The 21,463-nt window shown below is 48.3% G+C and carries 18 protein-coding genes and 1 pseudogene; 8 read left to right on the top strand and 11 right to left on the bottom strand.

Annotated elements, in window-relative coordinates; genetic code table 11:
- Positions 1-9: 9 nt before the first annotated feature.
- The 4 genes from LL912_RS08370 to LL912_RS08355 all read right to left on the bottom strand — a co-directional run bounded on the left by LL912_RS08370 (position 10) and on the right by LL912_RS08355 (position 4,050).
- Positions 10-2,007 carry an FAD-dependent oxidoreductase gene (locus tag LL912_RS08370; protein WP_235553130.1) on the bottom strand — a complete coding sequence of 666 codons (1,998 nt, stop codon included), beginning with the start codon at positions 2,005-2,007 and terminating at the stop codon, positions 10-12.
- Positions 2,008-2,186: 179 nt separating this feature from the next.
- On the bottom strand, positions 2,187-2,654 hold the full coding sequence (locus LL912_RS08365; protein WP_235553129.1) for an NUDIX hydrolase: 468 nt from the start codon (positions 2,652-2,654) through the stop codon (positions 2,187-2,189).
- Positions 2,655-2,704: 50 nt separating this feature from the next.
- Positions 2,705-3,151, bottom strand: a complete 447-nt coding sequence (locus LL912_RS08360; RefSeq protein ID WP_235553128.1) for a PA2169 family four-helix-bundle protein — start codon at positions 3,149-3,151, stop codon at positions 2,705-2,707.
- A gap of 344 nt (positions 3,152-3,495) precedes the next feature.
- Positions 3,496-4,050, bottom strand: coding sequence for an SMI1/KNR4 family protein (locus tag LL912_RS08355; RefSeq protein ID WP_235553127.1), 555 nt, complete (start codon positions 4,048-4,050; stop codon positions 3,496-3,498).
- Positions 4,051-4,701: 651 nt separating this feature from the next.
- Between LL912_RS08355 and LL912_RS08350 the strand changes: the two genes are divergently transcribed.
- Positions 4,702-6,273, top strand: coding sequence for a Na+/H+ antiporter (locus LL912_RS08350; RefSeq protein ID WP_235553126.1), 1,572 nt, complete (start codon positions 4,702-4,704; stop codon positions 6,271-6,273).
- 70 nt (positions 6,274-6,343) lie between these two features.
- On the opposite strand, the gene LL912_RS08345 is transcribed toward LL912_RS08350, so the two are convergent.
- The 3 genes and pseudogenes from LL912_RS08345 to LL912_RS08335 all read right to left on the bottom strand — a co-directional run bounded on the left by LL912_RS08345 (position 6,344) and on the right by LL912_RS08335 (position 8,971).
- A complete protein-coding gene (locus tag LL912_RS08345; protein ID WP_235553125.1) occupies positions 6,344-7,162 on the bottom strand; it encodes a helix-turn-helix domain-containing protein in 819 nt (272 codons plus the stop codon).
- Between the two features lie 65 nt (positions 7,163-7,227).
- Positions 7,228-7,955 (bottom strand): annotated as a pseudogene (locus LL912_RS08340) (SDR family oxidoreductase).
- A gap of 11 nt (positions 7,956-7,966) precedes the next feature.
- Positions 7,967-8,971, bottom strand: coding sequence for an SDR family NAD(P)-dependent oxidoreductase (locus LL912_RS08335; protein ID WP_235553124.1), 1,005 nt, complete (start codon positions 8,969-8,971; stop codon positions 7,967-7,969).
- Between the two features lie 200 nt (positions 8,972-9,171).
- Between LL912_RS08335 and LL912_RS08330 the strand changes: the two genes are divergently transcribed.
- From LL912_RS08330 to LL912_RS08315, 4 genes are all read left to right on the top strand, one after another.
- Positions 9,172-9,927, top strand: coding sequence for a helix-turn-helix domain-containing protein (locus LL912_RS08330; RefSeq protein ID WP_235553123.1), 756 nt, complete (start codon positions 9,172-9,174; stop codon positions 9,925-9,927).
- A 9-nt stretch (positions 9,928-9,936) separates the two neighbouring features.
- A complete protein-coding gene (locus LL912_RS26085) occupies positions 9,937-11,100 on the top strand; it encodes an FAD-dependent oxidoreductase (RefSeq protein ID WP_319941341.1) in 1,164 nt (387 codons plus the stop codon).
- Positions 11,101-11,273: 173 nt separating this feature from the next.
- Entirely contained in the window at positions 11,274-11,990 is a 717-nt protein-coding gene (locus LL912_RS08320) for a 2OG-Fe(II) oxygenase (RefSeq protein WP_235553122.1), read from the top strand.
- Positions 11,991-12,090: 100 nt separating this feature from the next.
- Entirely contained in the window at positions 12,091-12,351 is a 261-nt protein-coding gene (locus LL912_RS08315) for an Ada metal-binding domain-containing protein (RefSeq protein WP_235553121.1), read from the top strand.
- A gap of 220 nt (positions 12,352-12,571) precedes the next feature.
- Here LL912_RS08315 and LL912_RS08310 read toward each other — a convergent pair whose 3' ends face one another.
- Positions 12,572-12,814, bottom strand: coding sequence for a hypothetical protein (locus LL912_RS08310; RefSeq protein ID WP_235553120.1), 243 nt, complete (start codon positions 12,812-12,814; stop codon positions 12,572-12,574).
- Between the two features lie 546 nt (positions 12,815-13,360).
- Between LL912_RS08310 and LL912_RS08305 the strand changes: the two genes are divergently transcribed.
- Entirely contained in the window at positions 13,361-13,540 is a 180-nt protein-coding gene (locus tag LL912_RS08305) for a hypothetical protein (protein ID WP_235553119.1), read from the top strand.
- Between the two features lie 481 nt (positions 13,541-14,021).
- The gene (locus tag LL912_RS08300; RefSeq protein ID WP_235553118.1) at positions 14,022-15,563 is read left to right on the top strand and encodes a sulfatase; all 1,542 of its coding nucleotides are present in this window, start codon (positions 14,022-14,024) and stop codon (positions 15,561-15,563) included.
- Positions 15,564-15,580: 17 nt separating this feature from the next.
- Here LL912_RS08300 and LL912_RS08295 read toward each other — a convergent pair whose 3' ends face one another.
- From LL912_RS08295 to LL912_RS08285, 3 genes are all read right to left on the bottom strand, one after another.
- On the bottom strand, positions 15,581-15,901 hold the full coding sequence (locus tag LL912_RS08295) for a DUF6122 family protein (RefSeq protein WP_235553117.1): 321 nt from the start codon (positions 15,899-15,901) through the stop codon (positions 15,581-15,583).
- An 87-nt stretch (positions 15,902-15,988) separates the two neighbouring features.
- On the bottom strand, positions 15,989-17,713 hold the full coding sequence (locus LL912_RS08290; protein WP_235553116.1) for a chloride channel protein: 1,725 nt from the start codon (positions 17,711-17,713) through the stop codon (positions 15,989-15,991).
- 220 nt (positions 17,714-17,933) lie between these two features.
- Positions 17,934-18,782 (bottom strand): N-acetylglucosamine kinase, encoded by an 849-nt coding sequence (locus LL912_RS08285; RefSeq protein ID WP_235553115.1) that lies wholly within the window; start codon positions 18,780-18,782, stop codon positions 17,934-17,936.
- A 495-nt stretch (positions 18,783-19,277) separates the two neighbouring features.
- Here LL912_RS08285 and LL912_RS08280 point away from each other — a divergent pair, with 495 nt between their 5' ends.
- Positions 19,278-21,443 (top strand): PVC-type heme-binding CxxCH protein, encoded by a 2,166-nt coding sequence (locus LL912_RS08280; protein ID WP_235553114.1) that lies wholly within the window; start codon positions 19,278-19,280, stop codon positions 21,441-21,443.
- Positions 21,444-21,463: the final 20 nt, after the last annotated feature.

Raw genomic sequence — 21,463 nt, 5'->3', positions numbered from 1 at the left:
AGGAGGATACTACCGTTTTTGTTGCAACAACAATGCGTCTGCCGCAATGGTTCCGCCGTTCCCGGCGGCAGTGATCTGCAGATAAGGTTGCCGCCCCTTTTTCAGATTGAAATTTCCGATATGATGCCATTCGCCGGATGTTTGCCCCAGCACTTTTACCGCCTCGGCAGACACCAGGTGACCGGTTGTTTCGACACCATCGAAAACCGTGATTTTTATTTCCCTGGCGGCATCCTTAATCCGGGGCAGGTATAGATAAACATCGTAGCGCCCTTCGGTTGTAGCGGGTAACAGGAACCGGGCTGTTGCGTCCGGTGTATTGGCAAGCATCATCGAAGGTCCGTAACTTCCCTGGGTCTGCCGCTTCCAGTCGCCTGAGAACTGTACCTGATCTGTATCTGCATCGTCTATGATAAGATCCGGCGGCGTACCATCCAGAAGCGGGTCTGCCTGAAGTTTTTGTTGTACAGCGGCAACATCGATCTGTTGCACGGTCCGGCTGTTGTCGATGGCCAGGCAAGCGGCAACGGCGGCGGATTGGGCCAATACCATAAAAACCGGTTCCATCCGGATGGAACCATAAGCTATATGGCTTGCCGAGAGGCATACCGGTACCAGCAGGTTATTGCATTCCTGTTCCCGGGGTGTGATTGCGCGATAAGAGATCGGGTAGGGGGCAAATCCGCCGATCTGAACATCCCCCTCATTTTTAACCATTTTTACGCCATCCTTTTCAATAACGATCCGCTGGCAATTGTGCGAGTCCATGGTATAGGCCGCCACACCTACGCCATCGGTTACGGTTTCCCGGCCCTGGCAATTGTGTTGCGTCATTACATAGGCACCGATCATCCTGCGCGATTCCCTGATATAGGCCTGTGGCGTCCAGTGATGATTGTTGGTGTATTCATCTTTTGGGTAACCCCATTCCAGCATCTGCTCACGGATCGTCGCGGGCAGCCGGCTGTCGTGCCCCAGGAAATACAGAAGCGATTTGTTATATAATTCCAGTGCGTTCAGCAATTGCTTCCGTTTATTGTAACTGGCTTCGGGATAATCGTTGCTCCAGCCGATCATATCCGTGGAAAAAGGTCCGTTATTGTTGATATCGGTTTTATGATTAGGCATCTGATCCAGCTTTAGCACGGATTTTATACTCTGGATATTGGCCTGCCGGATGTACCGGAGCAGTAATTCAAATTTTGTAGCGTCATACCCGGGGGGACGTGTAACCGGTATGCGGTTGGCGGGATCGTTGGTTAAACAGATCCGGTAATTATAGGCCTGTACCTTCCGGTCGGCGGAACCGGTAGTAGCAAGGGCCGTGTTGCTGATGCCCCAAAGCAGCCCGCTGGATGCATCGCCGGGTATTTTATAAGGATCGATGCCGTCGGGGAATTGGTGCTTGTTCATGAGCTGCACGCCATTGTAGGTTTCCTTGTATACAGCATTACCTTCCCGTCCCACATGATAAGAGACTCCGGCCTTTGCCATCAGGTCGCCTTCATAGGAGCAGTCGATAAATATATCAGCTTCCAGGTATGCCGGCCTGCCACCCGCTCTTTCCGTTGGTTCAATGAAGATGCCGGCGATCTTATTGCGTTTCTTTTTCACATCTTTCAGCTGAAAATTGTAAACCACGGGAACCTTGGCTGCTTTGATATAGTTTTTAAACAACTGCTCCGCAACCGATGGCTCAAAAATCCATTGTTCAAACCGGCCGTAATGAGCGCCTGTTTTCCGGTAAAAATCCAATGCCAGCCCGCTGATCGCATATTTGTTTCCAATGTCGGTAAAGCCCAGGCCGCCGGAAGTAAGACCCCCCAAACGGTTGCCAGGCTCTATCAGAACAACGGTCTTGCCGAGTTTGGCGGCACTGTAGGCGGCCATCACTCCTGCGGAAGTACCGCCATATACACAGATATTCACACGTGGAGGAATCGTGTTGTTTTGCGCAGCTATAGCGGCGGATAAAATGGTAAAAATGCTTACAAATAAAATACGCATGGTCATAGTTTAATATTGGTATAAATCGGGAGGCCGGGCAATCGTCATCGCATCTGTGCAAGAGCTGTATACACGGATTGCCTGCAAAATACAAATTTTGAAACGGAGTATGGACATTATGAACGTGTAAAAAAAGAAAAGCCATCGGTCGATCAAAGACCAGAGTACCGCTAAAGTGTTCAGCCCTGTTTGTTACGAACCAGGGCGATTATTTCCAAAATAAAAGCCACCTGGGCCGGGTTGATCCGCCGTTTGGCTTCTTCCGAGGTGAACCAGGCCCATTGATCGACCTCCGGTATTTCGGTCTTCCTGCCGGACCGGGGCGGCCATTCAAGCAGAAAACTGTTGCTGTGTAATACAGCCGGATCAATATCGCCGGACACGGCCCAGGCCATTACCGTTTTCCCACCTTTTTGTTTTATGGACGTCAATGGTAAAAAGGTGCCGTTAATGGCTTGCCCGGTTTCTTCTTCAAACTCAATCCGCGCCCGTGTAAGGGGGGCTTCATTGGCCAGTAGTTCTCCTTTAGGAATAGACCAGGCTCCCAAGTCTTTGTTTTTCCAAAAGGGACCTCCGGGATGCACCAGGAAAAAATAAAGATCCTGCTCTTCTTTTTTATACAATAAAATTCCGGCGCTTGCTTTCATATGATCCCTGTTCTATAATGTGTGGTAACCATCACTGAAGGTATCCATTTTCAGGAATCCCGCAATCGTTTTATTTGGAAATGGGCCTTTTGCAACTGCTTGTTCTGCGCCTTGATCAATTCGAAGATCTCCGGAAACAGGCCGGGCTGGTTTAAAGCGCTTTCATAGGCTTTTTTCACCGCGTCTTCCATTGCCTCGCAGCTGTTGAGGATGGTTTGCCGTTCATCGCCTGTGAAAAAGGCTTTGATTTCCATCCACGCCCGGTAAATTTTTCCCATTGCGGTATTGCCGGTGGATGCCGGCAGCTTCATTTTTTCTAAGGCGGCGGTTAGCTCCCGCACAAAAATAGTGCTGTCGTCGATATAGCGCTGGAACAGAACCCGCAGGTCGTTGTCCTCCAGATCGGTTAACTCAGCGATCGCCCGCTGATAACCCGCAATACGATCGGCATTAATACGAATCATATCATTGAGCACTTCGCCATCTAATGGAGTCATAAAATATATTTTTAGTTACGGGTATTCTTAAGGTTTACGGAAAGTATTAAAACAGGCTGATCCACTGTTTTGTGCCACCAAGATCAGGCCAAATCTTCCCTTTGAGGATTTTGAATATTGAATGCAAAATATTAAATGTAAAAGGGATGATGCGGTTACCACTCCGCGACATCTGCTTTGAACGGCAGGCTCATCAATTTAAGTTTTTTTCGCGTTGGTGCAGGAATAAATTTTTTCCCGGCAATTCAGTTTGAAAAAGGGGCGCAATGGCGTCCTTTTTGTTTTTAAGGCCTCATAAAATATGATCAAAACCGTTTTTAATGACCAAGACCTTTGCTTGCGGGTTACGTTACATAAAAGCGCTTTGGAAAGCCCTCCGGAGGAACTACTTCAAAATAGTCATCAAATGCATCGGGCGGGGTAGTGGCGTAGTACCGGTTTAAGGATCCGAGGAATGCTTCCAGTGATGGGGCAATCACATTGCGGTTATTAGCCGCATGCCAAAATTCAATGATCTGTCCCTGCTGCCCCGTAAAAATGCCATCTGCGTCAAAACAGATATAATCGCCTCCGCCATTGTGAAAAAGCGGCAGCCAGGCTTCATTCCACCAGTTCTTGATCCGGAAGTCGAACCCGATCATGGCAGAAAGAGCATTTGCAGTTTCCAGGGCTTGCTGCAGGGGCAGAAAGACGGAGTTATTTACAAACGAATCAAAGGACAGATCCCGCTGACCGTTTTTCCATTGGTAGAGCGCCCGAACGTCAACTGGAACGGGGGCCCTATATTGCCGTTCCAATATGTTAAAATCGGTTTCATTTAACGATGGCTGCAGGTCTGGATAGAGCGAGGGCCTTAGAGCAGAAAGGTGCTGGTCGAGGTTTGAAAGCGTTGCTTGCATAAGCATATTTTAAGGATAAAGGCGGGGGCTCAACTTTTGAAGCCGGTTATAATATGCCATAAGCGTGGGATCGGCTGCAAAAACAGGAGCCGACCGACCGGTTATACCCGGCTTCTGTTTTGCAGGGAGACTGGCCGGAGGCGATAAAACCTGGTCCTTTGAGAAAAACAAGTTCCGTAATGTCATGGCTTTGGTATTGAAATGCATTTATGCATAGCAAAGATACCGATGCGTTGGTTAACATAATGCAGGCATGCATAGTTACCGAGGTGAGCCGTTTTTTGATCCGGCTTTTCCAGGGAATGGCTGAAGCAGCAGGTATAAAAAAATAAGAGGGAATGCGATGATCTGGAAAGATCCTGCAGCCCTCTTAAGCCCTCTAAACCGTGATAAAAGTAGTACGGATTATATTCTTTTTTTTATTTATTCGACGAAATGCCCGCGCTGATCGCTATATCGCCTGTAAACAAAGCCGAAGGGCCGGCCGCGCTGTATTTATCGCAATGATTTTAACACGTGCAATAACCAATGCCGTTGCATCGTACCTGCCTGTTTGCTGCAGTTCTGCGGCTGGGAGGGATATGATAACGGCGATCGTTTTAAAAACAGGCTTTTTGCATTCGTTTCGCCGGTTTTTTGTAGATTCAGCGTATGTTACATCAGTTTCCTTTTTACCTGCTGCTGGTGCTGTTCATCATGCTGCTGATTATGCTGGCAAACCGCATTCGCGTGGCATACCCGATTATACTGGTTTTAGGAGGTTTGCTGCTTAGCCTCATTCCGGCCATCCCGGTGGTGGAAATCAATCCCGAATTGATTTTCCTGATCTTCCTGCCTCCGCTTTTATACGAGGCCGCCTGGCAAACCTCCTGGAAGGAGTTCTGGAGGTTCCGGCGCATCATCAGCAGCTTTGCATTCCTGATCGTACTGCTTACCTCCCTGGTCGTGGCCTGGGTAGCCAGCAGTTTTATTCCGGGTTTCAGTCTGGCCCTGGGCTTTTTACTGGGCGGTATCGTATCGCCTCCGGATGCGGTGAGTGCGGCTGCCATCATGAAATCGGTAAAAGTGCCCAAATCGCTGGAAGCGATCGTTGAAGGCGAGAGCCTTTTAAATGATGCCTCCAGTTTGATTGTATTCCGCTTTGCATTGATAGCGGTGGAAACCGGCCATTTTGTATTTCGCGATGCGGCGCTCAGTTTTTTCTGGGTCATACTGGCGGGTATTGCAATCGGACTTGCTGTAGCAATTGTGTTTTACCTGCTGCACCGCTGGCTGCCCACGGATGTGAATATCGACCTGGTCTTTACCCTGGTAGCGCCGTATGCGATGTACCTGGCAGCGGAATCGATCCATGTATCCGGTGTGCTGGCTGTGGTGAGCGGCGGATTGTTCCTGTCTACCCACCAGCACCGGATCATGAATAGCAGCAGCCGGCTGCGGGTTACCAGTGTATGGTCTGCCCTGGGCTTTGTGCTGAACGGACTGGTATTTATGTTGATCGGGCTGGCACTGCCGGCCATTTCTAAAGGTCTGGGTCCGGTAAGCATGGAAGAGGCGATCGGCTATGGGGTACTGATTACCGGCGTATTAATTGTGGGTCGCTTATTGTCGGCATACGGGGCCATCGCCTTTACCATTTTTATCAGCCGGTATATCACCACGGCCGGGGCGCCCCGGAACTGGAGAGGACCTTTTATCTTTGGCTGGTCTGGCATGCGTGGCGTGGTATCACTGGCCGCGGCGCTGTCTATACCTGTTTTCATTACCGGAACAACCATTCCTTTTCCGCAACGGAACCTGATCCTCTTCATTACATTTGTTGTGATATTGCTGACGCTGGTGGTGCAGGGATTAACCATGCCCTGGTTTATAAAATTGCTGCAGCTGGAAGATCCGGACCATCATCCCACACACGAAGCGGAACATAAAATGCTCAGTCGGAAACTGGCAGATCAAAGCCTGGAATACCTGCAGCAGCATTACGCTGTTGAGCTTGATACACAGCCCGCCCTGCAAAAGATTGCACAGGTCTGGAAGCAAAAAAAAGAACTCAGCGGTAACGAACAACTGAATCGGGTTTGCCGGAATGTGTATCTGGAAGTGCTGGGTAAGCAACGGGACTGGCTGCATGAGTGGAACAGGGATCTGAAGACGGATGAAGATGTGGTCCGCCGCCAGCTGATGCAGCTGGACCTGGAGGAAGAAAAATTAAAATTGTCTTAAGGCGGGTCGATAAGCGATTGGTAATCGATATCGTGATTTAACCCTTTCGGAGTTTCCTGGCCCGCGGAGGTTATGAAGCCGCTTCCTTTGTCAGCAACGCGGTAGGCGCATAGCCGAAATGCTTTTTGAAGGCATAGGAAAAATGCGAAAGGTTCTCAAAGCCGACTTCATAACAAACATCGATGGGCTTTTTTTTCTTTTCCACAAACTGATAATGTGCCAGTTCCAATCGCTTTTGCGTAAGCCAGCGTTGCGGGGTGGCATTGAATGCTTTTTTAAAATCCCGCTTAAAAGTGGTAAGACTTCTTCCCGTAAGATAACCGAATTTTTCTATGGGCAGGTTAAACATAAAATTCTTTTCCATATAATCGGTTAAACTGATCTTTCCCGGTTCTTCAAAATTCGCCAGTACGTTGTCGAGGTTTCTGTCGATCGTGCGGAGGATGCTGATGGCTTCTGTTATTTTAAGGGTGGCGATATCTTCCGGTAGTTCCTGCATTTCAAAATAGGGAATTAAGGAAGACAGGCAGCTTGTGAGCAGCGGATGATTATTATAGCAAAGGATCTTTGGTGATGCCTCTGCCCTTGGCTGGATCTTCACTGTTGCATAATAAGCCTTCAGCCGCTCTGTAGTCAGATGCATCACCACTGTTTTATGCGGTTGTCCGTCTTTCGGGTAGTTGATGATGGTGGCCAGCTGGTTCCGGGGGATTAAAAAGATATCGCCTTTTTTAAAGAAATAGGTGGCATCGGCCTGAACGATCTTGGTTTCGCCGGAAATAAACCAGATCAGCATATGCTGGTCGAACAGGATGTCCGACTTGAAAAAACGGTCCTCGTAGCAGGATAGTTTAATATCGGTTGTAATATATTTTGCTTTATACTCCATTACCTGTTTTTTATATCCCCATGAGAATAACTGATTGCAAAAATAGATCAGAACCGGCAGTTTTGTTAAATGGATTGTCCGCCATCGACGAGCAGGTTAGCGCCGGTAATAAAGGAGGCGCTGTCGCCGGCCAGGTAGGTGATCAGATCCGCTACTTCACCGGGCTGGCCCAGCCGGCCCAGGGGTACGCTATGGATCAGTTGCACTTCCAGATCTTCGTTCATCCCGATCTTACCCATGATTGCAGTAGCTACCGGCCGGGGCTCACCGCATTTACACGGATGCCGCGCGGGGCCAGTTCCAGCGCCGCAATTTTCATTACGGCGTTGAGCGCGGCCTTGCTGGCAGCGTACACGGATGCACTTTGTGGTGAAATGGTGGCTGATGTAGAGGATAACAGGATCACAGAAGCTCCGTTCCGGAGCAGCGGAATGCATTTGCTCAGCGTAAAATAGGCGCCTTTAAAGTTTACGTTCATGATCTCATCGAAGACGGTTTCCTGCATAGACGCCACCGGGGCAAATTTGGTAATGCCCGCGTTGATGAGCAGGATGTCTATCAGATCAAATTGTGCTTTAATCGTTGATGCGAGCCTGCTGATGTCTGCCAGGCTGGACTGATCGGCAGTGACGCCCGTTACCTGTAATTCGGAAGCGGCTTTTTCCACCGCTGCTTTTCTTCTGCCCGTGATGATGACGGTGGCGCCCATGGCCTGTAGTTTTTGGGCAGTGGCATACCCGATGCCGCTGTTACCACCGGTGACTACCGCGATTTTATTTTTAAATGGAGCCATGTTACATTGATTTAATGGTTATCTGTAGGTTGAAATGTGATGCCTGTTAATGATTCGCTAAGCGTCCATAGTTTTTTTGCAGCAACCGCATCCAGGGAGTAGGCTTCTACACCACCGGGCGTAGATGCGTCGGTGGCCAGTGCCGCAATATCTGCATCTTCACAATATACACCTCCGGTATCATCTAGTAAAGGACTGGTGGCACACCAGACGGTTGTTGCTGCTCCCTGCGGGATCGTTTTGAGCGATGCTGCTACCTGCGGCAGCAGGTTCCCGTCTGCATCCAGGAATCCCAGTTGCTGAAATAATTCAATGGGAGCTTCCCGGGCCAGCTCCGTACCATTGATGGAACCTGGGTGCAGGGAATAAGCCCGTACGCCATATCCCCTGGCCCGGTTGTCGAGTTCAAGCGAAAACAGGTTGACAGCAGTTTTTGACTGGCCATAGCCCAGCAGGGTTTCATATTGCCGGTGCATAAAGTTGGGATCTTCAAAATTGAACGGCGCAAACTGATGACCATGGGAGGATACATTGACTACCCGGGCCGATCCGGCTTTTTTCAATGCCGGCCACAACCGGGCGGTGAGCTGGAAAGAGGCCAGGTAATTGATCGCGAGCTGCGATTCAATACCCCGGGCATCTCTTCTCAGCGGAACCCACATAATGCCGGCGTTATTGATCAGCAGGTGAAGCGGTCTTCCGGAACCGAGGAATTCCCGGGCAAATGCATCAATCGACAAAGGATCTGCCAGGTCCATTGACTCAAGTTCAATGTTGGCTATCCCTCCGAGGTTTTTTTTCGCTTTTTCAATATCTCTTGCGGGTATAATAACGGTGGCGCCTGCTGCTGCCAGGGTTTTTGCCGTTTCCAGGCCAATGCACGTATTTCCGCCGGTAACAATTGCCGTTTTCCCGGTAAGATCGATGCCTTCGATCACCTCGCGGGTAGTAGATGTTTTACTAAAACCGGAGCCCATGGGCTTTTGGAGGGCACCATTGTAGTTGTTCTTTTCCATATCTTTTATTTTTTGTTGAAACAAAACTACATCACTGTATCTCCGGGCATTTTGTTCAAAAGTCCTATTTTGCTTTGTTTAAAAGGCCGGTATGTTTTTGAATCATGCGGCGCTGGAACTCCGGTGTTCCTTTGAATTTTTACCTTTGTATGCCGTTCAAATAATACCGGGAGCATTTCCAGGATCAATACGAAAAAAACGTGGATAAGGATTTAGTATATAAATGGATCGGGCCGGACCCATCACTCGCCGATTTTGTAGAAGGCTTTTGGTTTTTAGAAAACAGGTCGGGTGCTGTTAAAGAAATTGTCGTTTTGCCCGATGGCCGGGTTGATTGCATTCTTGCGCAGCCGATAACAGCACCCTTTTATATCACCTTATTGGGGATTGGTACCTTGCCCGACAACGTGATGATCACTGCCGGCATAAAAATGTGCGCCATCAGTTTCAAATTACCGGCGGTGGAATATATTTTTCATCATTCTGTTTCCCGGTTGCTGAATACGGCGGCCTTTTTGCCCGCGGGCTTCTGGGATTTTAATGCAACAGACCTGGTGGATCTTGAACGATTCCGCAAAAAGGCCACAGAAAAGATCCGGTCTGCATTCCCGGGCCAGACCGATAACAGGAAGCTGGAGCTTTTTCGCCTGATCTATCGTTCTAAAGGGGCGCTTACCGTAAAAGCGCTTTCGGAAAGCGTATTCTGGAGCAGCCGGCAGATCAACCGTTATTTTCAGCAGCAATTCGGGCTCTCATTAAAAACATACTGCAGTATCCTCCGGTTCCGGGCTTCCTTTCAGCACCTCAGGGCTGGTAAATTGTTCCCGGAGGAAAACTTTGCAGATCAGTCGCATTTTATCAGGGAAGTAAAAAAGCGCTCGGGTGTACTTCCAAAGGAACTGAGCCGGAACCAAAACGACCGATTTATACAATTTACAACGCTTGGTGCTGAATAGTTTTGTGCTATAAAAGTATTCGGTATATTATTTCAGAATAAAAAGATCGCCATTGTAGGCGGTGGCCCCGGAGGACTTACGCTTGCCCGGCTTTTGCAACTGCAGGGTGCGGATGTGCAGGTATTTGAACGGGATATAAATAAGAGGGTCCGCGTGCAGGGAGCAACACTTGATCTGCATGAAGCGTCAGGCCTCGAAGCGCTTCGAAGGGCTGGTTTAATGGACGCATTCTATGCGCATTATCGTCCGGATGCCGGTAAGGTGAGGGTGTTGGATAAACAGGCGAAGATTCATTCAGACGATCATGCTGCCGGAACCGGGTACACGGAAAGTCGCCCTGAAATCGACCGGGCGCCTCTGCGGGATCTGCTGTTGCAATCTTTGGAACCTGGAACTGTTGTATGGGATCGTCATTTTATTTCGATGGAGAAAGAAAAGGATGGCTGGCAGTTGTATTTCAAAAACGGAACCACCGTATATGCAGACCTGGTAATCGGGGCAGACGGTGCCCGCTCAAAGATCCGCCCTTATATTACAGCAATTCAGCCCATCTACTCCGGTGTTACGATTGTGGAAGGCCAGGTATACCAAGCGGAGCAACATGCACCTAACCTTTGGGCCCTGGTAAAGGGCGGAAAGATCTTTGCTTTCGGCAGTGAACAATCGCTGATCCTTAGTGCAAAGGGGGAGGGCAGTTTGTCTTTTTACACCGGCTGTAAGGTGCCTGAAACCTGGGCGCAGGAATGCGGCGTTGATTTTAGTAACAGTGCACAGGTTTTTAAATGGTTCAAAACGGCGTATGGATCGTGGAATGAGGTTTGGCAGGAGCTGTTTGGGAACGGCGAGGCGGGGTTCATACCAAGGCCGCAGTATCATTTTCCGTTGGATCAGCATTGGAGTGCCCTGCCCAATCTTACAATGCTGGGGGATGCTGCGCACCGGATGCCGCCTTATGCGGGGGAGGGGGTGAATATGGCAATGCAGGACGCTTTTGAACTGTCCGATTGTATAACCGGCTCCGGCTTTGTGAGCCTTCAGGAAGCCATCGCCCATTATGAAAAGGGCATGCTGGAAAGAGCTTCGGAAGTTACCCGGTTTACGCTGGCCAACACGGAAATGCTGCATGCAAAGGATGCCCTGGAAAGGATGGAGGCAATGATGAGCGGGCAATAAGCATAACGGCTGTATGGGAGTTGCAGGGGGCCTCCTGTTATTGATGGCAGCCGCCGGATAGATCGGTGCTTCCTGTTAAGACAGTCCTTTTATTGCTGTCCGGCGCTCTCAAAAAACGCAAGTTCCGGGTTTTATAGGGCTTACTGAAAGGCGATCTTTACTGCATGAATAGCATGAAGGAACGTATCGGAGTACGGCTGGACGCAAAGGACTGGCCATTGATTACGGCAGCATTATACGACAACGGGTTTGTGGTAGTGAACGATGTATTGACAAAAGAAGAATGTGCGGCATTGATAGCCGGCTATGACTCGAAAGGCGTTTACCGCAAAACGATCCAAATGGAACGTTATCGCTTCGGCCGGGGCGAATATAAATATTTTCAATACCCCTTACCGGAGTTGATTGCAGAACTGCGGGAACAGGTTTATGCGAAGATCGTTCCGGTAGCCAATCAATGGATGCACGCATTGGCAATGGATAAGCAGTTCCCGGCTACGCATCCGGCAATGAAAGCGCTCTGTTGGCGGCACGGCCAGGATAAGCCCACTGCGCTGATTTTAAAATACGGAACGGGAGACTACAATACCCTGCACCAGGATCTTTACGGGGAGATCTATTTTCCCATGCAGGTGGTGTTTATGTTGAGCCAGGTAGCAGAAGATTATACCGGTGGAGAATTGGTGATCACCGAGCAGATACCGCGTGCACAGTCCAAGGCGAATGTACTGCAACCCGCCCTGGGAGATATGGTTATTTTAACCACCAGTTTCCGGCCGGTAAAAGGAAGCAAGGGGTATTACCGGGTAAATATGAAGCACGGCGTAAGCCCGCTGCATAGCGGAAACAGGCATAGCCTTGGTATTATTTTTCATGACGGGCTAAGCTGAATCTTTCAAGGCTATGGAAGACCGGTCTGGCATTGCAGGAATCAGGAATATCCGGAGCCTGTGTGTCGTGTAAGTGTATAAATGGTATTAATGAGTGGTAATGCTGTATTATGAAGACTTGAAAGGCGGTCCTGAAGAGCGCCGCAAAGAAATCCGGTCGCTGATTCGTAGCGGTCATATCCGGCTGGGCGGGTATAAAAAGGCGCGAATCTTTGGACTGCTGAGTTGTTCATCCGGTAAAAAAATGAAAGTAGTGAACCGGGTTTTTTTCGCGGATGAAACCGAAGCATTCGCTGCCGGTTATCGTCCATGCGGCCATTGCCTGCCGGAAAAATATAAAAAGTGGAAGGCTGAAAAATAATAACTGCTATGCGGGAGGTTATGCCCGGCTCTTTGCCTTCGTTCCCTCGAAGACGGTCGGTTTAGCGTTGATTAAAGGACCTGACCGGCTGCATATTCTTTCTCAACAACGGTTCCGTTCCGGCTTAAAAAGATTTCCTGCATAACGCATAGGAATATCTGTTCTTTGTTAAGCACACAGTTCGAATAGCTACGAATTAAAGGAAATAGACCGCTGCCGTTTACGATTGCAGTTGGTTGAGCACCATTACGATTTGCGCTACCAATCCCGGGTCGATCTGCGGCTGGTTATCGTTGATCCCGCTCAATACGCGGAATTTCTGCTCATCGTCTCGCTCAAAGATCAGCTCCTGTCCGTGAACAATTACATAAAATTTGTAAGTATAAGCAAATGTCACAAGCCGGCCTTTTAGCAACAACTCCTCATCCTTGTACATCACCGGTAATTCAAAAAAATGTTCCATATCAATAATCGGTCGCGAAATTCCGGATTTTTTGGCGTATATGTATTTTAAACAGATGCTTTAATGTAAAAATTATCTAAAAATTTTCAGAACCGCACAATAATCGATCTGCAAGGGCGTTTATAAAGTACTTGGTTCATATCTAAGAACGATCAAAGACGATTAAAAAGATATTTAAATTTTCTCATAAGCAGTTAGTTTTGGTTGCGACCCCTGTTTCCACAGGGGTCTATTTTTTTGGCGGCGCCAGGTATCCTGTAGTGCGATAAAATTCCCCGTTTTGTAGTCCTATTTCCACATATTTCAGGTTGCCGCGACGGGAGGATAGTAACGATTGTGCCGTAGAGATACCGTAGCCTGGGGTATCAACCGGTTCTCCGGCAACACACCGTAAACATGCAGAAGGTTCTGGAAGCGCGAAGTGGTTTATATACGGGGGACCGCCAAAAGCCGGTATAGCATTTTTGTGTATGCACGGAGCTGCGATCGGTGGCTCTGAAAGCTGGCCGGTAATTTGTGCTATTTCCTGAACAATAATAACAGTATATGGCGAAAAAAAACACTAGAAAGAAACCGGATATCAAGCCGGATCCGGAAACCCTGAACAAGACAGATCCACAGGAAGAAATGAAAGGTCCCGTGTCCACACCTACCCGTCAACTGGAAAAGGTATTTGATCAACCGGAGCCGCAAAAGCCGAAAAAGAAAAAAGATAAGGATGCATAATTGAGCCTGACCGTTATTTGCGGGAGGGAATACGATTAGATCCTGAAAGAACAGGTTGTTATAATTGCCGCCCGGAATCCATAAAAAAAGAGGGGAATACGTTGGTCTGGAAAGATTACGCAACCCACTCTTAGCCCTCTAAACCATTATAAAATTAACAAGCCTAAATGGAACTGCCCGTTGTTAACGGTGGTATTCGACGAATGACCGTTTTTGATGGTTCAGTCATGAACGGACGTCGATAAAACAGTCTCTGTTGCTTGTCGGCAACCGGAATGTAAAGCCCGTTGTTGCAATACCCGCATCCAGCCAAGGTGCGGGTATAATCATTCAGGTGCGTGAAAAAGGGAGCGGCCCAAGTTAACAGGAACCGGCCGCAGAAAAATAAGCCACCACAATTCAACATCAGTTTGTAACTTGATTGCCAAAACGGGCCCTGCTTCCTGAGCGGTAGCCGGCGATCATCAATAAAGATATACAAATGAAAAAAATTATCCTGCTGCTTCTTATGGTACTGTTGGGAGGGAGCGGCATCGCGCAAACGGGCAGGGCTCCCAATATCATCGTATTTTTGGTGGACGATATGGGGTGGATGGATACATCGGTTCCGTTTGCCGATAGCATTATGCCGTTGAATCAACGGTACCATACGCCCAATATGAAACGGTTGGCTGCTGAGGGTGTGAAATTTACCAACGCTTATGCCCAGCCGGTTTGCACGCCATCGCGTACCAGTATGCTAACCGGTATGAACGCGGCCCGTACGCGGGTTACGAACTGGACGTCACCCAATAAGAATGTAGACTCCGATGTGTCCGATGATCAGTTTGCGGCATTAAGCTGGAACCGGAATGGTTTAAGCAGCGTACCGGGTATCGTGCATACGGTTTATGCCACCCCGTTTCCACAATTGTTAAAAGACGCGGGGTATTATACCATTCAGGTAGGCAAGGCGCATTGGGGTGCAGCCGGCACGCCGGGGGCCAATCCTTATAACCTGGGTTTTATGGTTAATATCGCCGGTCATGCAGGCGGTCATCCGCAAAGTTATTTATCGGAACAGCATTACGGCAACATGCCAGGGAAGGCTCAGCTGCAAGCGGTTCCGGATCTGGAGGAATATTATGATACCCATACTTTTCTAACAGAAGCGCTGACCCGGGAAGCGCTTAAAGCACTGGAGCGTCCGATCCGCCGGGGAGAGCCTTTTTATCTGAACATGTGCCAGTACGCCGTGCATACACCCATTATGGCTGATCCCCGGTTTGTTCAACGGTACTATAATGCGGGCTTAGACAGTGTTGAAGCCGCATACGCCAGCTTAGTAGAAGGCATGGATAAAAGTTTGGGAGATATAATGGATTATTTGCAAAGTAAAAGGGTTGCCGGCAATACCATCATCATTTTTATGAGCGATAACGGCGGTTTGGATCATCATCAGCGGGGAGGGTTGTTTAATACGCATAACTACCCGCTTCGTTCGGGAAAGGGTGCTGTTTATGAAGGAGGCATACGGGAGCCGATGATTGTTAAATGGCCGGGGGTGACCCGGGGCGGTACCACAAACCCGGCTCCGGTGATGATCGAGGATTTTTTTCCTTCCATCCTGGAAATGGCAAAGGTGGGTGCCGGGCGTATCATTCAGCAAATAGATGGCAGGAGCTTTGTGCCGATATTAAAAACGGCGCAAAGAACCGTAGTGGCACGGCCGCTGATCTTTCATTATCCCAATAAATGGATCCATATCCATAAGGATGAAGAAGCCAAGCTGGGTATCAATTATTATACAGCGATGCGCTATGGACATTGGAAACTGATCTACCGGATGCGCACCCAGGAGTTTGAGCTCTATGACCTTTCAAAGGATCTGCAGGAAACACAGAACCTCGCTGAAACGAACAAAGATCAGCTGAAAAAGCTGGCGCTGATCTTTGGGAAAACATTAAAAGAACGATCGGCTCAGATGCCGGTTGAAAAATTAACCGGGAAGCCGGTTCCTTTTCCGGATGAGAAAGTTCAATAAAGCGAGAGCAGTAAGCATTAACCGCAATAAAGCCGGCTGAACATACAGTCAAGCGCATCTGTACCCATGTGTAGCAATAGCCCCAGCGCAATCACCCTCGGGCCGCGAAAACACAGCAGGAGGATGTAAGCACCGATCGCCCAGTAACTATGCAGAGGATGAAAGTTGATACTGCAACGGCAGGCTTCAAAAACGGGCGTGGCTAACAGGTGGTCCAAATCAACCAGCATGGTAGCTACCAGTATCCCATAAATCTTCAGCCAGTTTTTCCGGTAAAACCCGTAGGCGATGGCAGCCGGAAAAATAAAATGTAAAAAGTAGTGGATCAATGCCTGCATACCGCCGGAAGGTACTTAAAATACCCGCATGTCAAGCTGTGGGTAACGCGCAGATTTTTAGCCAGGATAAACGGATGGGTTATGTTGTTACTCTGAATAGGCCTGCATCAGCTTCCGGTAGTGTAAAAGGATATTGGATTTGGAAATAAAGCCGATAAAGGTTTCGTCGTTGCTGATCACCGGCAGTTGCCATGCACCGGTTTCGTCGAATGCTTTAACTGCCTGAAACATGTCGTCGTTAATATGTATAACGGTTGGCGGCGGTTTCATGAGGGAAGCGATCTTTATAGAGCCGGGATCGGGAGCAAACAATACCTGCCGGATGTCGTCGAGTGTAAGCACGCCGCAAAGCTGTCCGGCTGTATCAACAACTGCAAAAATATTCTTGTTTCCCGTCTTAATAAGTTCAAGCAACGTACTTAAAGAATCACCAGGCGAAAGGCGCTGTGCCTGCTTATCGATAAGGTCTGCAATATGAAGCAGTGATAACAGGTTTTTGTCGTGTGCCCGGGTAAAGATCTTTCCTTCATCGGCAAGCGGTTTGAGGTCCGGCGATATGGGAGAAAAGCGCTTTGCGATCAGATAAGAGATTACGGATACGATCATCAGCGGAATAAAAAGGTCGTACCCGAAGCTGGATTCTGCAATAAGAAATATAGCAGTCAGGGGTGCGTACAATACACCGCTCATTACCCCGGCCATGCCTGCCAGCACCAGGTTGGTTTCGGGTACCTGTTCAAATCCTGCCAGTTTGCAAAGCAGCGCAAACAGGTAGCCCAATGTGCCACCGGCAAATAGGGAAGGAGCAAAGTTGCCCCCGTTTCCTCCGCCAAATATCGTAAAAGGTGTAGCAAAAGCTTTGAGGATGCAGATCAATGCCAGGAAAAGGATAACCGTCCACTCATTGACATCGAAGTAGCGGAGAAAGCTGTTGTGCAGGATGGCGGATACCTGCCCGTTGCTAAATGCTTTGATCGCATCATATCCTTCGCCGAACAGGGGTGGCAGCAATACACAAAGGATGGAAAGCAATATGCCGCCTACCATTGCCCGTTGCATTTTGGAGCCTTTTATCCGTTGAAACCAGTGTTCCACTTTTTGACTGATGAGGAGAAAATACCGGGCATAGAAAGCGGTCAGCAATCCCAGTGCCAGGTAGTACAGGGTATTGAGGTAATTGAACGGTTCCCTGGCGTGAAAGCGGAATAAGGCATCTTCCTGCAATATGATCTTTGATACCAGGCTGCCGCAGATGGCTGCAACAACCAGCGGAATAAAGTCTGTGAATACCACTCCGGTCAGCAGAATTTCAAAAGCAAACATAATACCGGCTATCGGTGCGTTAAAGGCCGATGCGATACCTGCGGTAGCGCCGGCAGCCAACAGCAACGTACGCTCTTTATAATTGAGTTTATAGGTTTGGGCAAAGTTAGAGCCAATAGCGGCGCCGGTAACCGCTATCGGGCTTTCGAGACCTGCGGAACCACCCAATCCTACCGTTATGGCACTTTGAAAAACCTGCGAGTACATTTTAACCGGTGAAACAATGCTGGAGTTTTGTGCAATTTCGTAAAGGATGGCCCCGATCCCTTTGCGGGACTGGCCTTTAAAAAAGGAGATAACGATCGCTGTTGTCAGTACAATGCCCAGGAACGGAAAAATAATATAAAACAGGATCTGGTATTCAAAGTGAATCTTATGTGTGATGAAATAATGAATATGATGCACCAGTGATTTTAAGGCTACTCCGGCCAGGCCGGAAGTAATACCTACCAGGATGCCCGAAAGAATAAGAAACTGCGTCCGGCTCATCCGGCTTTTTAGCCAATGCAAAACCACCTCGTAACTTTTGACTTTACGGATGCTGTACCGGGTAAAATCCCTTTTGAATCTTAAAAAGCTATGATATTTTCTTAAGTGGTTTTTCTTCATTTGAATTGACCGCCCGGAGGGTAAAGGCACAAAGATATAAAAAGCCGCAGTGTGCCGGGCTGCTTTTATGCAGGCAGTTGTAAGAAGACCCCGTATTATATCAGTAGCCGCGATGGTACCGGGTAAGCCCCTCTATAGCGGAAGGGAATATATTGCCTACGCGCACTTTATGCTGTGCTGCTACCTGTATAAAGATATCTTTCAGATGATAACCCACTGATCCTACAGTGTTGATGGAATAGTGCTGATAGTCTGGATACCGGGTAATGATCTTTTTGAAGAAATCATCGAAATTGGCAATGGCCAGCGCTCTGCAATAAGGATGGTGGATGTGATCGCCGGCAAATGTTGCAAACCCGGCACAATACCGGTTTGGTGTTTTTGAAGTGTACACTTCGTTGATCAGCTGTTCGGGTGTCAGCCGGTACCGGTCCTCAAAGAGATGTTGCAATTCCTTGGGCATCTCTCCCCGTATATACCCGGCGATGACCATTTTTCCAAGATAGGACCCGCTGCCTTCATCGCCCAGCAGGAACCCGCCGGATTCTATATTATGGGTAATATGGGAGCCATTATACAACCCGCTGTTGCTGCCTGTTCCCAATATGGCAGCGAAGCCGGCTTCTTTTTGCAGCAAAGCCCGGGCCGCCGCCAGTAAGTCGGTTTCAAGCACAATTTCGGCATTATGAAATACCGCTGCAATGCCTTCTTCCAACACGGCATCTGCCTCCTTCGAATAGCCGGAGCCGGCACTGTAAAAATAAACCGCTTTTATATTGCCGCTATGGCGGGCCAACGTACCGGGTAAGGCTTTTTGAAGGGATTGGGCAATATACCTTGCATCGACAAAGAAGGGGTGATAGCCCTCGGTTTCAAAATGAAAAACCGATTGGTCATCGATGAAACTCCAGGATGTTCGTGTGGCACCGCCATCTGCGATTAGGATCATTGTAGCGCGAATTTTTAAGATGAATTGGATGATTTACTTTAAACAGCACCGGATCGTGCGGTCCGGCAGGAACCGGTGTCGTGGATCGGTACTGTCCAAAAAACCGCAAAATTTTGTTTTGACGATAAAGTGTGGCATTTTAACTATAAATTTTTGATTTTTAATTAATTGATTTTTATTTTAAGGGAGATTTACAAGAATGAAATGTCGGTTTGTTTGCGTAAAATAAAATATAAATCCGCAAAAAATCCGCAAAATAATTGTTTTTTCTAGCTTTTGCAGCTATATTGCGTTATCATTTTAGTAAAGGGCTAAAATACTGCAAGATAGAATGATTGCCAATATCAACGCTGAAATCTGTTCGTATAGGTATCGGCAACCTTCACTGTATTGTGGTTGCTACCGTTCAAAAAGCGGTCAGAATACAGGAAATAAACAGAAATATTTTGGTATAGCCCGTCTTGCTTAAAAAAAATATAATCAATCTAATGATTTATGAAAAGAACGTTTAGTTTATTGTCTGTAGTAGCTGCACTTTGCCTGCTTGCTTTTTTTTCCTGCAAGAGTAAAGACGGGAAACAGGGGCAAAAGCCGCTTTACGCTGAACCGCTGACCGCTGAAGAAGCATTAAAAAAATTTGAACTGGATCCGAATTTCGAGATACAGGTATTTGCGGCGGAGCCATATATTACCGACCCGGTTGACCTGGCTTTTGATGAAGACGGGGTGGCATATGCCGTGGGAATGCCGGACTATCCTTTTCCTCCCAAACCCGGGGAAGAAAAAGGCAATATCCGGGCGCTGCTGGATCTGAATAAAGACGGCAGGGTAGATTCGTCCGTTGTGTTTGCCGATAAACTTTCTGAAGCAACCAGCATATTGCCCTGGAAGGGCGGGCTGATCGTAACTGCAGCGCCCGATATTTTGTTTTTAAAAGATACCAATAACGATTATCGGGCCGACATCAAAGAAGTATTGTATACCGGCTTTTACAAGGCCAACTCGGAAGCGCAGATCACCAGTCTGCGTTACTCCGTAGATAACTGGATTTATGCCAATAACCGCGGACAGGCAGGTGAAGTGAGTGCTCCCGATGAACCGAATGTGTCACCCATCAATATGCAGGGTGCTGATTTCAGGTTTCGCCTGGACCAGAAGAAATTTGAGCAGGAAACGGGGCCCGGGCAGTTCGGGCAAACCATTAACGATTGGGGACACCGGTTCTTTACAGAGAATTCCATCCATATCCAGGAATCGGTAATTCCCTGGAGGTATACACACCGCATCGAGTATTTAAAAAATCCAAGGGCCATTATTAATATTTCCGATCACGATCCTATAATGTATCAAAAAACCGAAACACCGTACTGGCGCCAGGCGCGTACGGATGCGCGTAATGCAAACTTCAAAAAGCAGGGATCGAAACAGATCGAATATGCCAGGGATCATTTTACCGGGTCTTCTGGTGGAACGGTATATGATGCCGATGCGTTCCCTAAAGAATTTTATGGAAATGTGTTTACCGGTGATGTTGCCGGAAGCCTGGTGCACCGCGATGTAATGAACCTGGATCTGCAGAGCGCTGTTTATACCGCCAAGCGGGCAGCAAGCGAAAAAGACAAGGAGTTCCTGGCGACTACCGACTCCTGGTTCCGGCCGGTGGGCTTTACCGTTGGGCCCGACGGGTATTTATACGTGATCGATTATTACCGGCAGCATATTGAAACGCCGATGTCGATTCCCGATAGTCTTAAAAAGGACATGGATTTTATGCGTGGCAGCGATATGGGACGGATTTACCGGATTGTGCCGAAAGGGAAAAAAGCCATCACGGATTATGCTAAATTATCAGCAATGACTCCCGCCCAATTGTTGCCGTATCTGGGCAATGGTAATCAATGGTACCGGTTGCAGGCACAACGGTTATTGATTGCAAAGCAGGATAAAACCGTGGTAGACACTTTAAAGCAACTGGTTAAAACGACCGGCAATCCATTAGAACGGTTACATGCCATATATACTTTGGACGGACTGAATGCGTTGGATGCGGCGGCCGTGAAAACAGCATTGGCGGATGCGGCCCCAGGTGTGCGGGAGCACGGCCTGATACTGGCCGAACGCTATCCGGAGCTGGCTCAGCAAATCGGCCAAATCGCATTGAACGACCCTTCCACGCGGGTTTCATTGCAGGCCGCGCTGAGTATCGGCAATTCGAAAAACAAACAGCTGGTTAAGGACGTGCTGTTGCAGGTAGCCGAGAAATATGCCGGAAGTAACCCATGGTATAAAACGGCCATATTGAGCAGTACCGAAGGCAGCACTACGGGATTCTTTAAATCGTTGATCGACCGTAAAACGTTTTTTAACGACTTTGCTACTAATAAAGGTGCACTGGTGGAAGATTATGCAAGCATCATTGCTGCGCGCAATAATGCATCCGAAGTAAGCACCCTTCTGAAACAGATGGATGCAGCACCATTGGCCGGTAACCCGGGCTGGAAATATGCGGTCATAAAAGGATTGGGCAAAGTATACAGTACCGGGAAGATAAAAATAAGCCCGGCAACCCTGGCGGAAATTGAAAAATTAAAAGCCAGTCCGGCAAAGGATATTGCCGATACCGCCGCCAAATATGTGAAAATTAAACAGGAGAAGAAATAGGTGGTATCCGGTTTTATATG

The organism is Niabella agricola, assembly GCF_021538615.1.
GTDB lineage: Bacteria > Bacteroidota > Bacteroidia > Chitinophagales > Chitinophagaceae > Niabella > Niabella agricola.
This window is presented reverse-complemented; position numbering and strand designations above follow the sequence as displayed.